The organism is Agromyces sp. Root81, from assembly GCF_001429165.1.
In the GTDB taxonomy this organism is placed as follows: Bacteria; Actinomycetota; Actinomycetes; order Actinomycetales; family Microbacteriaceae; genus Agromyces.
This window is the reverse complement of the sequence record NZ_LMIR01000004.1, coordinates 389,956-403,873: the sequence shown is the minus strand read 5'-3', so window position 1 is coordinate 403,873 and position 13,918 is coordinate 389,956. Positions and strand designations below refer to the sequence as shown.

Sequence of the window (13,918 nt, the reverse complement as noted above, 5' to 3'; positions counted from 1 at the left end):
CCCGGAACTCGTCTTCGGGGCTTCGGTCGTCGGGCTCGTCATGCCGATCGGCCACAGTGGCCACCTCCCAGTCGCGTCATGTCAACCGTAACGCCGGGGCACGGGAGAGTGTCTGGGAAATGGCCTAGGCTGGGCGTTCCGGGTGTCCGCCCTTCGCGAACAGGGCCGGCACTCGCGTTCGAACACCGCCGGGAAGGATGACGGTTGAGCATCTTCGACGAGACCCCGTTGTCGGAGGATTCCCACAGGCGATCCGATCCGACGAACGTGCGACGCCCGCTGCGCGAGCGCATCGGCTGGAGCGCCATCACCGTCGCCGTCGTGGTCGGCATCGTGTTCGCCCTGATGCCCTCGCCGTACGTGATCGAGCAGCCCGGCCCGGTCTACGACACCCTCGGCGTCGCCGAGAACAGCGACGAAGAAGAAGTGCCGCTCATCGAGATCCCCGATGAGACCACCTACCCCACCGACGGCGAGCTCAACCTGCTCACGGTCTCGGTCGTCGGGCGCCCCGGCAAGACGCCGTCCTGGTTCGAGGTGATCGCCGCATGGTTCGACCGCACGCGTTCGGTCGTGCCCGTCGAGGCGATCTTCCCGCCCGGGGTCAGCACTGAAGACCGCGACGCCCAGAACCAGGCCGCCATGGTCGATTCGCAGCAGGACGCGATCGCCGCGGCGCTCGTCGAACTCGGCTACGACTTCCCGCGCGAGGTGACGATCGCCGGTCTCCTCGAGGACTCGCCCGCCGTCGGCGTGCTCGAAGAGGGTGACGTGATCGTCTCGCTCGACGGCACCGAGGTGCATTCCATTCGCGAACTGCAGACCGCGGTGCGCGAGCACGGTTCGGATGCCCCGGCGCAGATCGAGATCATCCGCGACGGTGCTCCGCTCACGGTCGAGGCGACCCCGGTCGACCGCGACGGCGTCTCCGTGCTCGGCATCGGCGTGCGCATGAACTACGAGTTCCCGGTCGAAGTCGAGCTGCAGCTCGACAACGTCGGCGGCCCGAGCGCCGGCATGATGTTCGCACTCGGCATCGTCGACAAGCTCACCCCGGGGGCCATGACCGGCGGCCAGATCGTCGCCGGAACGGGCACGATCGACTCGTCCGGCGATGTCGGACCGATCGGCGGCATCCGTCAGAAGCTCTGGGGTGCCGAGGACGCAGGCGCCGCCTGGTTCCTGGCGCCCGAGGCGAACTGCGACGAGGTCACGGGCAACGTGCCGAGCGGCCTCACCGTCTTCTCGGTGTCGACCCTCGACCAGGCGCGCGAGATCGTCGAAGACGTCGCCGACGGCGAGGTCACGGGCTCCTACCCGTCGTGCCCCGCCTGAACAGGCGATTCACCTGCTCCGCCTGAACAGGCGATTCAAAGGAATACGACTCTAGGATGGAATCCCGATCCCATCCCGACCGAGCACGAGGCCGAGAGTGTCAGCACAGCCGCAAGAACCGAGGGTCCAGCGCAGGCGCGCTCCGATCGCGATCACGATCGGCGTCGTCGCCGTGCTCGTCATCGCGTTCTTCGCCTTCGCCGGCATCTACGCCGACGTGCTCTGGTACGACCAGCTCGGCTTCCTCTCGGTGCTCACCACGGAGTGGATCGCGCGCATCGTGCTCTTCATCATCGGCTTCCTCGCCATGGCGGTGCCGGTGTGGGGATCGATCCAGATCGCCTATCGATCGCGTCCCGTCTACGCGAAGCTGAACTCGCAGCTCGACCGCTACCAAGAGGTCTTCGAGCCGCTGCGCCGACTCGCGATGTACGGCATCCCGGTGGTGCTCGGCATCTTCGCCGGCGTCTCGGCGTCGAGCCGCTGGGAGCTCACCCTCGCCTGGCTGAACCGCACGCCGTTCGGCACGACCGACCCGCAGTTCGGGTTCGACGTCGGCTTCTATGTGTTCGAGCTGCCGTTCTATCGCGCGATCGTCGGCTTCGCCTCGGCCGTCGTGCTGCTCTCGGTGCTGCTCGTGATCGCCACGAACTACCTCTACGGCGCGCTCCGGGTGAGCGGTCGCGAGGTCGTCATCTCGAAGTCGGCCCGCATCCAGATCGCGGTCACCGCCGGTCTCTACCTGCTGCTCCAGGCGGTCAGCATCTGGCTCGACCAGTACGCGACCGTGACCGAGACGGGCTCCCTCATCACGGGCGCCTCCTACACCGACGTCAACGCCACCATTCCGGGTCGGGGCATCCTCGCAGCGATCGCGGCCGTCGTCGCCGTGCTCTTCTTCATCACCGCGATCATGGGGCGCTGGCGTCTGCCGCTCGTCGGCACGGCGCTGCTCGTGGTGTCGAGCCTGCTCATCGGCTCGCTGTACCCGTGGGTCATCCAGCGGTTCCAGGTCGACCCGAGCGCCCGTTCGCTCGAGGAGCCGTACATCCAACGCAACATCGACCTCACCCGAGACGCCTACGGCATCGCCGACGTCGAGGAGATCCCGTTCGAGGCGGAGACCGACGCCGCGCAGGGCGCGCTGCGCGAGGACGCCGCGACGACCGCCAGCATCCGACTCATGGACCCGCTCGTAATCGGCCCGGCGTTCGAGCAGCTCGAGCAGTTCCGCCAGTACTACGAGTTCCCGTCGGCGCTCGACGTCGACCGCTACGAGATCGACGGCGCCTCGCAGGACACGGTCGTCGCGGTGCGCGATGTGAACCTCTCGGGCCTCGGCGACGCCGAGACCTGGTTCAACTCGCACCTCGTCTACACCCACGGCTACGGGCTCGTCGCGGCCGCCGGCAACCAGCGCTCGGTCGACGGCCAGCCGGTGTTCCTGCAGTCGGGCATCCCGTCGTCGGGCGTGCTCGGCGACTTCGAGCCGCGCGTGTACTTCGGCGAGTCCTCGCCCGCGTACTCGATCGTCGGCGCGCCGAAGGACGCCAAGCCGATCGAGCTCGACTACCCGTCGGGCTCGGAAGGCGCCGACCAGACGCAGACGACGTTCGAGGGCAACGGCGGTCCGAAGCTCGACAACGCGTTCACGAAGCTCGTGTACGCGCTGAAGTTCCAGTCCGAGCAGATCTTCCTCTCCGACCAGGTCACGACCGACTCGCAGATCCTCTACGACCGCGACCCGGTGGAGCGCGTGCAGAAGGTCGCCCCATACCTGACGCTCGACACCGACACCTACCCGTCGGTCGTCGACGGCAAGGTCGTCTGGATCGTCGACGGCTACACGCTCTCCGACCAGTACCCCTACTCCAACAAGGTCAGCATGAGCGATGCGATCGCCGACAGCGAGACCCAGGCGCCCACGCTCGCCTTCGACGAGGTCAACTACATCCGCAACTCGGTGAAGGCCACGGTCGACGCCTACGACGGAACGGTGACGCTCTACGCGTGGGACGAGGAGGACCCGATCCTCCAGACCTGGCAGAAGGTCTTCCCGACGACGATCGAGCCGATGAGCAAGATGTCGGGCGACCTGATGAGCCACGTGCGCTACCCGTCCGACCTGTTCAAGGTGCAGCGCGAGGTGCTCGGTCGCTACCACGTGACCGAAGCGGTTCCCTTCTACTCTCGTGAAGACGCGTGGACGACGCCGAAGGACCCGACCGCCGACGCTGCCAGCACGCTGCTGCAGCCGCCCTATTACCTGACGATGAAGATGCCGGGCCAGGACGAGCCGAGCTACTCGCTCTACTCGACCTTCATCCCCGAGGCGCGCGGCGAGCAGAGCCGGAACGTGCTCCGCGGGTACCTCGCGGTCGATGCCGACGCCGGAAGTGCCGACGGCGAGCGCGCCGACGGCTACGGCGCGCTCAGGCTGCTCACACTGCCCGAAGACGACAACGTGCCCGGTCCGGGCCAGGTGCAGGCGAAGTTCAACTCCGACCCCACGGTCTCGCAATCGCTGAACCTGCTGAAGCAGGGCCAGTCGAACGTGATCAACGGCAACCTGCTGACGGTGCCGGTGGGTGGCGGACTCCTGTACGTGCAACCCGTCTACGTCGAATCGACCGGCAACACGAGCTATCCGCTGCTGCAGAAGGTGCTCGTGGCGTTCGGCGACCAGATCGCGTTCCAGGACACGCTCGACCTCGCGCTCGACGTGCTGTTCGGCGGCGACTCCGGTGCCGACGCGGGCGACAACGAGGTGGATCCGGGGGCGACACCGACCCCGCCGGCCGATGGCGAGACGCCGGCGGAACCGACGGCTCCGAACGACGAGGTGCAGGCGCTGCTGAACCAGGCGTCGCAGGCGATCAAGAACAAGCAGGCGGCACTCGCCGCCGGCGACTGGGCTGCGTACGGCGCCGCCGACGCGCAGCTCGCCGAGATCGTCGCGAAGCTCATCGAAGCCACCAAGGGCGAGTGAGGTGAGCGTCGACCTGCGCGGTGGCGAGTGGCTCGACGACAACCTCGCGAACTGGGACGAACGCGTCGCGGTACACGTGGCATCGGAGATGTACGACCGCACGGTGCTCCGTGACGGCGGCGTGGGCCTCGACCCGATCGTGCTCGAGGCCATCAGGCGCCTCTATCCCGACGGCCTCGAGGGCGTTCGGGTGCTCCACCTGCAGTGCCATTTCGGGTCCGACACGCTGTCGCTCGCGAACCTCGGGGCGACGGTGATCGGCATCGACTTCTCATCGCAGGCGGTCGCCGAGGCGCGTCGCATGGCCGAGGAGCTGGGCGTCTCGAATCGTGCCCGGTTCATCGAGGCGAACGTCTACGACGCCCGCCACATTCTGCCCGAGCCCGAATCCTTCGACCTCGTCTTCACCACGTGGGGCACGATCGGCTGGCTTCCGGATGTCGCGGAGTGGGCGCGCATCGTGTCGTGGTTCGTGAAGCCCGGTGGGCGGTTCTACTTCGCCGACGGGCACCCGGCGGCGATGGTGTTCGACGGAGACAGCGGGCCGGGTGGACTGCCCGCCTTCGCCTACCCGTACTCGAACGACGAACCTGACATCATCGACGACCCGAGCGACTACGCCGACCCCGAGGCGGCGCTCGCCAATGCGCGCACGTGGGAGTGGATGCATCCGCTCGGCGAGGTCTTCGCTGCGCTGCGCACTGCCGGACTCGACATCGAGACCTTCGCCGAGCACTACCGCGCGCCGTGGCGCATCTTCCCGGCGACGGTCGACCTCGGCGACGGCATGTACGGCTGGCCCGCCGAGCAGTGGCTGCCGCTCTCGTACGAGCTCGTCGCGGTGCCGCGCGCCGAGTCGGCGGAGGCAATCTGACGCCGACGACCGCCTCGATTCGCCGGGGCCCACTTCTCGTGATAGTGTTTCTTCTTGTGCCGCGGGGTGGAGCAGTTCGGTAGCTCGCTGGGCTCATAACCCAGAGGTCGTAGGTTCAAATCCTGCCCCCGCAACGCTGTGTTCATTCGAACACTCGAAGAAATCCCGGTCTCGAAAGAGGTCGGGATTTCTGCGTTAACGCGGGGACCGGATTCCTCACCGTCGGCCTCGTCGTCGCAGTCGCAGTCTGGGGTGAGTTCCAGATCGCGTTCGTCATGCTGCAAGATGCCGACAAGCTACCGATCACGACGAGTCTCTATCGATTCTCTGAGAGCTTCGGGCAGGACTGGTCCATGACCAGCGCTGTCGCCGTTCTCGCGATCCTGCCGATCTGCGCCCTGTTCATCATCTTCCAACGACGGTTCACGGAAGGGCTCACCCAAGGCAGCGTCAAAGATCACGAGCTGTCCCGATCGTTGCTCGTACTCAACGCGAAACTCGAGTCCTGACCCTTCTCGATGAACCCGTGTGACGCCGACGGGCGATTCCACGAGATGCACCCGGCGCGACCCGTCTCGATTCGGTGCACGGTTGGTCGAGCTGACTCGAACCGTGGCGTAAACTGATTGGACCATCGCAAATAGCCCGATCAAGAAAACACGATCTGACTATGGTTCGAGGGTTGACTCCCGAAATGAAGTCGGTGCCGCGGGGTGGAGCAGTTCGGTAGCTCGCTGGGCTCATAACCCAGAGGTCGTAGGTTCAAATCCTGCCCCCGCAACCAACCAATACCGAAGGAATCCCGGTCTCGAAAGAGGCCGGGATTTCTGCGTTGACGTGCCACGCACCGCGCTTGCTTTCCCGCAGGAGTCATGTGTCCGGCCCCGGCGACCTCATGGGGCGCGCTCGACAGGGACGGTCGGAGCCGCGCGCGCCCATCTTGGCGCTGGCTACCCGATCACGGGCGCTGTCTCGCAGGAGTGCCCGTTCTAGCGCGAGGCGCTCTTGCGCGCGCTGGCAAGCTCGACGATTCCGACGACAGCCGCGAGGAGCGCGACGGCGGCGGTGAAGACAAGGCCCGCCTGGCGGAGACCGATGACGCTCGCAAGGAGGCCGACGCCAATGGCCGGTACGGCGAGCATCAGGTAGATGCCAGCGAAGAACGAGGACGACACTTCGCCGCGGACAGCGGGCGGCACCTGTTCGACTGTGGTTGCGATTCCCGCGTTCAAGCACAAGCCGCCAGAGACGCCCAACACGGCCGCGGCGACGATCAGAGGGGCCAGCGCCGAACCGGCGAGCGCCACCGCGAGCGCAACAGATGCAACGATGAGCCCCGCACATCCGACTGGCAGAGCAATGCGGGGGCGCATCCCTCGGGCGATGAGCTGACCGGTCGCCATACCGGCGAAGGCGAGGAACACCACGAAGCCTGCGAGCGCGTGACTGTCGAGGTGCAGGTCTCTGGACAAGAACATCGCCGTTACAGCGGTGAGCACACCAGTGATGGCAAAGCCGGTTCCGGCAGCGAGCACAGCGCGTGCGAACGCGCCACGGATCGATGCGGGAACGCGCAGGCGGTGGGGCCGGATGCGTAGGCGAACGCGACCCGTCGGCGCAGGTGCCCAGAGTGCGAGGCCGAGGAAGGCCATGACGCAGAGAGCGAGGTGGGCCGCGAACGGAATCGTCAAAGGCAGCGGTGCCGCAGAGGCGAGGATGCCGGCGATGAGCGTGCCGAGCGCGAGCCCGCCGGTGTTGGCTGCCACAGCGAGCGTGGCGGCGGTTGCCCTCTTCTCGGGCGCAAAGAGGTCGATGACGGCGGCGGTGCCTGCGCCACTCATGAATCCCGCACCGAGGCCCGATACAACACGGGCCACGATGAGCAGCATGAGCGAGGGCGGCAGCAAGAAGAGAATCGCGCTGAGCAGGGCGAGCCCGACGGCGAGCATGAGCACGGGGCGCCGCCCGAGGTCGTCGGAGAGTCGTCCGAAGAGCGAGAGCGCCCCGACGACCCCGATGGCGTAGACCGCGAAGAGCACGGTCACAGTGAGCGGCGAGAACGAGAGCTCGGCCGAGTAGATGGAGTAGAGCGGGGTGGGAATCGTCGTTCCCATCATCGTGACGAGGAAGGCGAACGCGGTCACGGTGATTGCGCGCCGTGACCGGGCGCGCGCAGGTTCAAGGGCTGCAGAAGCCATGGCTGATGTTCCTTAATAATGAGTCATGTTGTCTCGAAATGTGAATGCACGTCTCCACATGTCGTTTCAGTTGGTGTGAGGAGCTTGGTTGAGAAAATCGCCGGAATGGTCGTCTTGGGGGATCGCTCCGCTTGGGGCGACCGCGCGCGGCGGCGACGCGATTCACTCGCGGTAGTCGCCGATCCCGCTGCGCCAGTAGCCCTGTACGTGCAGCCCCGCGACCTCTCGCTCCCGCGTCGTTCGGCGAAACTGCTTCGCCGAGGCGGCTTCGGCCGCGAACCACACCCCTGTGCCGGGGCCGAATCGCGTGCGAGACGCGGCCGCTGCCAGGAGTGAACCCGGTGCGTCTGCGCGTGATCGGTGCAGCCAGGTGAGCGTGGTGTGCGCGGGCACATCGAGTTCTTGTCGGTCGCCCCGTGCACCCGTCTCGATGAATGCCTGGATCGGGCGAGCGCTGTGTTCGCGTTCCAAGATCGCCGAGATCGCCGGGAGCGAGGTCTCGTCTCCGAGCAGGAGCAAGGAAGTGGCCGTTCGGGTGGGGGCTCCGCTGGGGCGCGGGCCGCCGATGCGCGCGAGGTCGCCGATGCGGCATGCGCCGGCCCATCGTGGCATGGTGCCGCCGCCGTGCAGAAAGACGTCCACATCGATCTCGTCGCGGATCGGGTTGAACCCGCGCACCGTGTAGGCCCTTCCGTGCTCGCCGTGACCGTCCGTGCTGGGCACGAAGAGTTTGACCCACGACCCGGGGGAGTCGTGCACTGCGGGTGCGAGGTCATCGCCGCCGAGCGTGAGTCGCAGCATCCGTTCGCTCACCTGCTCTCGGGCTGTGACCACGACGTCGCGCGAGACGGTGACGCTGCGTCCTGAGCGCGGCGCGGCTGTTGCAGAGGTGTTCATGGGAATCCTTATTTCGAGTCACGGTGTCCAGTAATGCTACCGACTCTATTTCGGGACAGCAAGCACCGAAACTGCTATTGTCGGATCATGGCTGACAACTCGCGACCGCCCGGTCGGCCGCGCAGTGAGGACGCGCGCGCGGCTGTGCTCCGCGCCGTCGATGACATGCTCGTGGATGAGGGCTACGCGGCGATGACGATGAAGGGCATCGCCAACCGGGCGAAGGTCGGGCGCCAGACCGTCTATCGCTGGTGGTCGTCGAAGGCCGAGATTCTGCTGGAGGCGAGCGCGACTGACGCGGCCCGCGAACTGACCGTGCCGCAGGGCCCTGACGCTGAGGCCGAGATCGCAGGCTTTCTCACCGCGCTCTCGACCTTTCTCACGGATTCCGACGCCGGGCTCGCCTACCGCGCGCTCCTCGGCGAGGCCCAGCATGATCGCAAGGTTGCGGAGCTGTTGCGGGGAACGGACGTGCTCGGAGACGCTGCGCGCGCGGTGATTCAGAGCGCAAGAGGTCGTGGCGCGCTCAAGGACGAGTCAGATCTCGGCGCGTTGACGGCCGAACTGGTCGGCCCCATCGTCTCTCGCATTCTGATTGAAGACTGGCGTGGAAGACCCGACGAACTGCAGGAGATGGCTCGGCGCTTTCTGAGTCGTTGAGAGCTGGAGGAGGGGCTTGCGCCCTGGTGGCTCGTGTCAGTCAGCGATGGGCCCCTCAGTCCGGGTGCTGTCGGCCCCGGCGTCTCGGAGCGCGTGGTGCGGTCTGCACCGGCTCAAGCTCGGCATCGCGCCCGAAGGGCATGCATCACCGTCAACCGCCCAGCACGCGCAGGGCCTGATGCTCAGAACCTACGAGCCTTCTCGCGGTTGCCGCAACCGGGAAGCACGGCATCACGGTCGGGATCGACGCTCATCGACGGAGATGCGACCGCGTGTCATAGACTCTCGTCTATGAGTGATGTTTCGGAGGCCGCGCGAGAGCTTCGGCTCGTGGCCGACCCGACGCGCGCCCACATCCTCCGGAGCATTCTGGGCTCGCCTGACGGACGCGTGCTCGTCGGGCGTCTCGCCGAGGAACTCGGCCTGCGGCAGCCGACCGTGAGCCACCATGTGAAAGCGCTCCTCGACGAGGGCCTGCTGCAACGCGAGCCCGATGGACGCCGGACCTGGTACTCGCTGGCGCCGGCCCATGCGGATCGAATCGCCGAGATGCTCGGTCGACCTGAGGCCGGGGTCGCCGTCGATCCGATCCTCGACCGAGTCGTGCAGGATCTCAGTGCACGATTCGAGGGCGTGTTCAGCGCGGAGACGGTCGAACGGTACGTCCGTGAGAGCTACGAGCTCCTTGCGGCCCGACCGACGCCCGGTCAGCGCGTTCCGTCGCTCGCAGCGCAGTTCGCAGCGGATCGCCTCGACGCCCTCGCCCGTCATGACACCTCGCCGGGCAATTCCGTGCCGGAGGTGCTGTTCGTCTGCGTGCAGAACGCCGGTCGGTCGCAGATGGCCTCGGCGATCCTCCGGCACCTCGCCGGCGACCGGGTTCGCGTTCGGACCGCGGGCTCGGATCCGGCCGGCGAAGTGCGCAGCTCCGTCCTGACCGCCCTCGACGAGATCGGTGTGCCGCTCGCCGGCGAGTATCCCAAGCCGTTGACCGACGAGGTCGTCCGCGCGGCCGACGTCGTCATCACGATGGGCTGCGGCGACGCGTGTCCGATCTACCCCGGACGGCGATACCTCGACTGGGATCTCCCCGACCCGGTGGGGAAGCCCCTCGCCGAGGTGCGTGAGATCCGCGACGACATCGAGCGCCGCATCCGCGAGCTGCTCACCACCCTCTGAGATCGACGGGTAGCCAAATGATAGATACACGTCTATCATTTGAGGATGAGCACTGAGAAGCCCTCCGTCCTGTTCGTGTGCGTCCACAACGCCGGCCGTTCCCAGATGGCCGCGGGGTACCTTCGCGCCCTCGGCGGCGACGGTGTCGAGGTTCGATCCGCAGGGTCGGAGCCGAAGGACCAGATCAACCCGGTCGCCATCCAGGCGATGGCCGAGGACGGCATCGACATCACCGGCAACACCCCGAAGATCCTCACCGTCGATGCCGTCAAGGAGTCGGACGTGGTGATCACGATGGGCTGCGGCGATGCCTGCCCGATCTTCCCCGGCAAGCGCTACGAGGACTGGGAGCTGGAGGACCCGGCGGGCAAGGACATCGAGACCGTGCGCCGCGTCCGCGACGACATCCGCAACCGCGTCGAGGCGCTCCTCGCCGAGATCGTTCCGGTCGACACTGGAAGGACACTGCAATGAGTGACCAGGCCATCGAGAACGTCGTCGTCATCGGCTCAGGTCCCTCGGGTTACACGGCCGCGGTCTACCTCGCCCGTGCTGGTCTCGCGCCGGTCGTGCTGGCGAGCTCGGTCGAGGCGGGCGGCGCGCTCGCCACGACGACCGAGGTCGAGAACTACCCGGGCTTCGCCGAGGGCATCATGGGGCCCGACCTGATGGAGCAGATGCGGGATCAGGCCGAACGTTTCGGCGCCCGCATCGTCTACGACGACGCTACCGACGTCGAACTCACCGGCGAGGTCAAGACCATCCGCACGATCAACGGCGTCGAGTATCAGGCGCACGCCGTGGTGCTCGCGATGGGCTCCGCCTACCGCAAGCTCGGCGTCGAGGGCGAGGAGCGACTGACCGGTCGCGGCGTCTCCTGGTGCGCAACGTGCGACGGCTTCTTCTTCAGAGGCAAGGACATCGCGGTCGTCGGCGGCGGCGACTCGGCACTCGAAGAGGCGATGTTCCTCACTCGCTTCGCCGACTCCGTCACCCTCGTGCACCGCCGTGATTCGCTGCGCGCCTCGCGCATCATGCAGGAGCGCGCACTGGCGAACCCGAAAATCCGCCCGTACTGGAACGCCGAAGTCGTCGCCGCCGAGGGCGACGACGGGCTCGAGCGCCTCCGGCTGCGAGACACTACGACCGGTGAGGATGCCGCGCTCGACGCGACCGGCCTGTTCATCGCGATCGGCCACGACCCGCGCAGCGAGCTCGTCGCGGGCCAGGTCGAACTCGACGACGACGGCTACGTGAGGGTGCAGCATCCGTCGACCCATACGAACCTCGAGGGCGTCTTCGCCTGCGGCGACCTCGTCGACAAGCGCTACCGTCAGGCCATCACGGCGGCCGGCACCGGATGCGCGGCAGCACTCGACGCCGAGCACTACCTGGCGGCGCACGGCCTCGCCGACCCGGTGGAAGAGCAGGCGGCCATCATCCTGGAGACGCCGATGTAGCGATGCCGGCACCAGTGCCACTGGTGCACGGGTCGGCGGTCGTGTTTGACTGACGCGAAGGCGTCCATGCTGCTCATCGGAGAACTGGCGGAAGCAAATGTCGGAATCGGCAACGCATCTCGAAGACGGCCCGATCGTGGTGGGCATCAAGCCCGGTCTCCCATCCCGGCTCATCGAGACGGCCGAACGCACAGCGGGTTCGATGGACTGCGCGGTCATCTTCGCCTATGTCGAGCTCAACAGCGCCCTCGTCGAACTCGAGTACACGGAACCGCGCACGCGCGACTCGCTCGATCCCGAGATCGACGAGGAGATGTCGGCCGTCGCGGCCGCGATCAGCGACATGCTCACCGCGGCACTCGCCGAGAGCCGCGTTCAGTGGTCCTTCCGAGTGCTCGCAGGAGATCCGGCAAGCGCATTGTCTCGACTGGCGGCGGATGTCGGCTCGCGGATGCTCATCGTCGGCACGAGGCGGCACGGGGCCCTCCATCGCGTCGAGGAGTTCTTCACCGGCTCACTGGCGAAGGCGCTCGCGATGGGGCAGGACCGCCCGGTACTGCTCGTTCCGATGATTCAAGAGGCACCGCCGCCCGAGTGACGCGAGGTCGGGCCACGTGTCGACTCGGATCGGCGGCGGTGACTCAGTGGGCGATCTCGTTCGGAGCGCGCCTGGCGCTGAACCAGTGCGGCTGCTCGGTCAGGCCGTGCTCGATCCACACGTGCTTGCTCTCGGTGTAGGCATCGAGGCCTTCCTCGCCGAGTTCGCGCCCGATTCCGGCCTCGCGGAAGCCGCCGAACGGGGCGGCGTAGTTGTCGGGGAGCGGATTGTTGATCCAGACGGTGCCGACCTTCAGCGCCCACGAGGCCTTCATCGCCAATCCGAGGTCGCCGACGAGCACGTTGCAGCTCAAGCCGAACCGGTTGTCGTTGGCGAACGCGATGCCCTCTTCGAAGGTGCTGATGGGAGTGACCGGGGCCACAGGACCGAAGATCTCGCCGAGGTCGTTGATCGCCTCATGGCTGAGCCCGCGGATGAGCGTCGGCTCGAAGAACGCACCCGGGCCATCGATCGACGCGCCGCCGACGAGGATCTCCCCGCCCGCCTCACGGGCGCGGCGGCAGTAGTCGACGACGCGCTGACGGTGGGCTTCGCCGACCAACGGGCCGACATCGGTGCGGGGATCGAGTGGATCTCCGATGACGAGCTGGGCCATGCGCGCAGCGAAGCGCTCCGTGAACTCGTCGATGATCGTGTCGCGCACGAAGAACCGCTCGGACGCGGTGCAGACCTGACCGTTGTTGGCGAACTTCGCGAACAGTGCGGCTTCGACGGCGAGGTCGAGGTCGACGTCGTCCCAGACGATCATGGCGTCGTGGCCCGACATCTCGACCGAGCAACGTCTGGCGTCCTGGGCGCAGAGCGCCATGATCTTCTTGCCGACGGCCGAGCTCCCGGTGAACGCGATCTTGTCGACGCCGCGGTGGCGCACGAGCGCTTCGCCGATGTCGGCGCCGCCCTGCAGGATCTGGTGCACGCCGGCCGGCAGATCGAGCGATTCGACCAGGAGCGGCAGCGACAGCATCGTCTCGGGGGAGGGCTTGCTGATGACCGCGTTTCCAGCCGCGAGCGCCGGTGCCGCCTTCCACGACCAGAGCAGGAGCGGGTAGTTCCAGGGGAGGATCGCGCCGACGACGCCGATCGGTTCCTTGATCACGATGCTCGTCGAGGTCCGGCTCATCTGCGGGGCGAGTCGCCCGCCGCGTGTTCGGGCGAGCCCGGCGTAGTAGTCGAACACCTCCGCCGCCGCTGCGACCTCGAACTCGGCTTCGGGAAGCGGCTTGCCGCTCTCGAGCGTCAGGAGCCGTGCCACTTCGCCGGCGACGCTCCGGATCCGGGCCGCGCATTCCTGCAGGACGGTCGAGCGTTCGAACGGAGTCTGTTCCGACCAGTGCTCGAAGGCGGTTCGCGCCGTCGCGACGGCAGTGTCGACGTCATGGATCGATGCGGTCGGCACGTCGGCGAGCAGGCGGCCGTCGATGGGGCTGACCGCGCGGGCGGTGCCCGGAATCTCGGATGTCGGGAATGCGGTCATCGTGTTGCCTCCACCGGTTCAGGCTCGGATGCCCCCACCCGTGATGCTTCGACGGGCAGGCGGCTCGTCCAGACGGACGGGACGAGGCGTGCACCGAGGTGCACCGCCTCAGTGACCATAGCGGCGATTCTCGATCGGGGTGGACCACGTCCCGTCGGCCGTGGTTGCCCGAACATATGCCGATCCTGCCCCTGCCGGGTTCGCCGTGCTCTCTGGCAGCGAGCGCGAATCCC

The 13,918-nt window shown here is 67.2% G+C and carries 12 protein-coding genes and 2 tRNA genes; 11 read left to right on the top strand and 3 right to left on the bottom strand.

Annotated features, from left to right (window positions below; all coding sequences use genetic code 11):
* Window positions 1–204 precede the first annotated feature (204 nt).
* From ASE14_RS18710 to ASE14_RS18685, 6 genes are all read left to right on the top strand, one after another.
* Complete coding sequence (locus tag ASE14_RS18710; RefSeq protein ID WP_056658645.1) at window positions 205–1,335, top strand: PDZ domain-containing protein; 1,131 nt, start codon at window positions 205–207, stop codon at window positions 1,333–1,335.
* Between the two features lie 97 nt (window positions 1,336–1,432).
* Window positions 1,433–4,324, top strand: a complete 2,892-nt coding sequence (locus ASE14_RS18705) for a UPF0182 family protein (RefSeq protein WP_082601057.1) — start codon at window positions 1,433–1,435, stop codon at window positions 4,322–4,324.
* A gap of 1 nt (window position 4,325) precedes the next feature.
* Entirely contained in the window at window positions 4,326–5,198 is an 873-nt protein-coding gene (locus tag ASE14_RS18700; RefSeq protein ID WP_056658643.1) for a bifunctional 2-polyprenyl-6-hydroxyphenol methylase/3-demethylubiquinol 3-O-methyltransferase UbiG, read from the top strand.
* A 60-nt stretch (window positions 5,199–5,258) separates the two neighbouring features.
* A tRNA-Met gene (locus tag ASE14_RS18695) sits at window positions 5,259–5,332 on the top strand.
* Between the two features lie 141 nt (window positions 5,333–5,473).
* Window positions 5,474–5,707, top strand: coding sequence for a hypothetical protein (locus tag ASE14_RS18690; RefSeq protein ID WP_056658641.1), 234 nt, complete (start codon window positions 5,474–5,476; stop codon window positions 5,705–5,707).
* A 198-nt stretch (window positions 5,708–5,905) separates the two neighbouring features.
* A tRNA-Met gene (locus ASE14_RS18685) sits at window positions 5,906–5,982 on the top strand.
* A gap of 205 nt (window positions 5,983–6,187) precedes the next feature.
* On the opposite strand, the gene ASE14_RS18680 is transcribed toward ASE14_RS18685, so the two are convergent.
* Together ASE14_RS18680 and ASE14_RS18675 are read right to left on the bottom strand one after the other, a co-directional pair.
* On the bottom strand, window positions 6,188–7,396 hold the full coding sequence (locus tag ASE14_RS18680) for an MFS transporter (protein WP_056658638.1): 1,209 nt from the start codon (window positions 7,394–7,396) through the stop codon (window positions 6,188–6,190).
* Window positions 7,397–7,558: 162 nt separating this feature from the next.
* Complete coding sequence (locus ASE14_RS18675; protein WP_056658636.1) at window positions 7,559–8,293, bottom strand: siderophore-interacting protein; 735 nt, start codon at window positions 8,291–8,293, stop codon at window positions 7,559–7,561.
* Window positions 8,294–8,380: 87 nt separating this feature from the next.
* Between ASE14_RS18675 and ASE14_RS18670 the strand changes: the two genes are divergently transcribed.
* The 5 genes from ASE14_RS18670 (at window position 8,381) to ASE14_RS18650 (ending at window position 12,190) form a co-directional block, all read left to right on the top strand.
* Window positions 8,381–8,953: a TetR/AcrR family transcriptional regulator gene (locus tag ASE14_RS18670; RefSeq protein ID WP_056658634.1), complete on the top strand. Its 573-nt coding sequence runs from the start codon at window positions 8,381–8,383 to the stop codon at window positions 8,951–8,953.
* Between the two features lie 291 nt (window positions 8,954–9,244).
* Window positions 9,245–10,132, top strand: a complete 888-nt coding sequence (locus tag ASE14_RS18665) for a metalloregulator ArsR/SmtB family transcription factor (protein WP_082601056.1) — start codon at window positions 9,245–9,247, stop codon at window positions 10,130–10,132.
* 45 nt (window positions 10,133–10,177) lie between these two features.
* Window positions 10,178–10,606, top strand: a complete 429-nt coding sequence (locus ASE14_RS18660) for an arsenate reductase ArsC (RefSeq protein ID WP_056658633.1) — start codon at window positions 10,178–10,180, stop codon at window positions 10,604–10,606.
* The gene (gene trxB / locus ASE14_RS18655; RefSeq protein WP_056658632.1) at window positions 10,603–11,592 is read left to right on the top strand and encodes a thioredoxin-disulfide reductase; all 990 of its coding nucleotides are present in this window, start codon (window positions 10,603–10,605) and stop codon (window positions 11,590–11,592) included. Before ASE14_RS18660 ends, trxB begins: the two co-directional genes overlap by 4 nt.
* A 97-nt stretch (window positions 11,593–11,689) precedes the next feature.
* Window positions 11,690–12,190 carry a universal stress protein gene (locus tag ASE14_RS18650; RefSeq protein WP_056658631.1) on the top strand — a complete coding sequence of 167 codons (501 nt, stop codon included), beginning with the start codon at window positions 11,690–11,692 and terminating at the stop codon, window positions 12,188–12,190.
* A 43-nt stretch (window positions 12,191–12,233) separates the two neighbouring features.
* On the opposite strand, the gene ASE14_RS18645 is transcribed toward ASE14_RS18650, so the two are convergent.
* Window positions 12,234–13,685 carry an aldehyde dehydrogenase gene (locus tag ASE14_RS18645; protein ID WP_056658630.1) on the bottom strand — a complete coding sequence of 484 codons (1,452 nt, stop codon included), beginning with the start codon at window positions 13,683–13,685 and terminating at the stop codon, window positions 12,234–12,236.
* Window positions 13,686–13,918 lie beyond the last annotated feature (233 nt).

Bases quoted from the DNA above. Each gene is read 5' to 3' on its own strand.
- ASE14_RS18690 (WP_056658641.1), top strand. From the start codon at position 5,474: ATGCTGCAAGATGCCGACAAGCTACCGATCACGACGAGTCTCTATCGA.
- ASE14_RS18680 (WP_056658638.1), bottom strand. From the start codon at position 7,396: ATGGCTTCTGCAGCCCTTGAACCTGCGCGCGCCCGGTCACGGCGCGCA.
- ASE14_RS18675 (WP_056658636.1), bottom strand. From the start codon at position 8,293: ATGAACACCTCTGCAACAGCCGCGCCGCGCTCAGGACGCAGCGTCACC.
- ASE14_RS18670 (WP_056658634.1), top strand. From the start codon at position 8,381: ATGGCTGACAACTCGCGACCGCCCGGTCGGCCGCGCAGTGAGGACGCG.
- ASE14_RS18665 (WP_082601056.1), top strand. From the start codon at position 9,245: ATGAGTGATGTTTCGGAGGCCGCGCGAGAGCTTCGGCTCGTGGCCGAC.
- ASE14_RS18660 (WP_056658633.1), top strand. From the start codon at position 10,178: ATGAGCACTGAGAAGCCCTCCGTCCTGTTCGTGTGCGTCCACAACGCC.
- trxB (WP_056658632.1), top strand. From the start codon at position 10,603: ATGAGTGACCAGGCCATCGAGAACGTCGTCGTCATCGGCTCAGGTCCC.
- ASE14_RS18650 (WP_056658631.1), top strand. From the start codon at position 11,690: ATGTCGGAATCGGCAACGCATCTCGAAGACGGCCCGATCGTGGTGGGC.
- ASE14_RS18645 (WP_056658630.1), bottom strand. From the start codon at position 13,685: ATGACCGCATTCCCGACATCCGAGATTCCGGGCACCGCCCGCGCGGTC.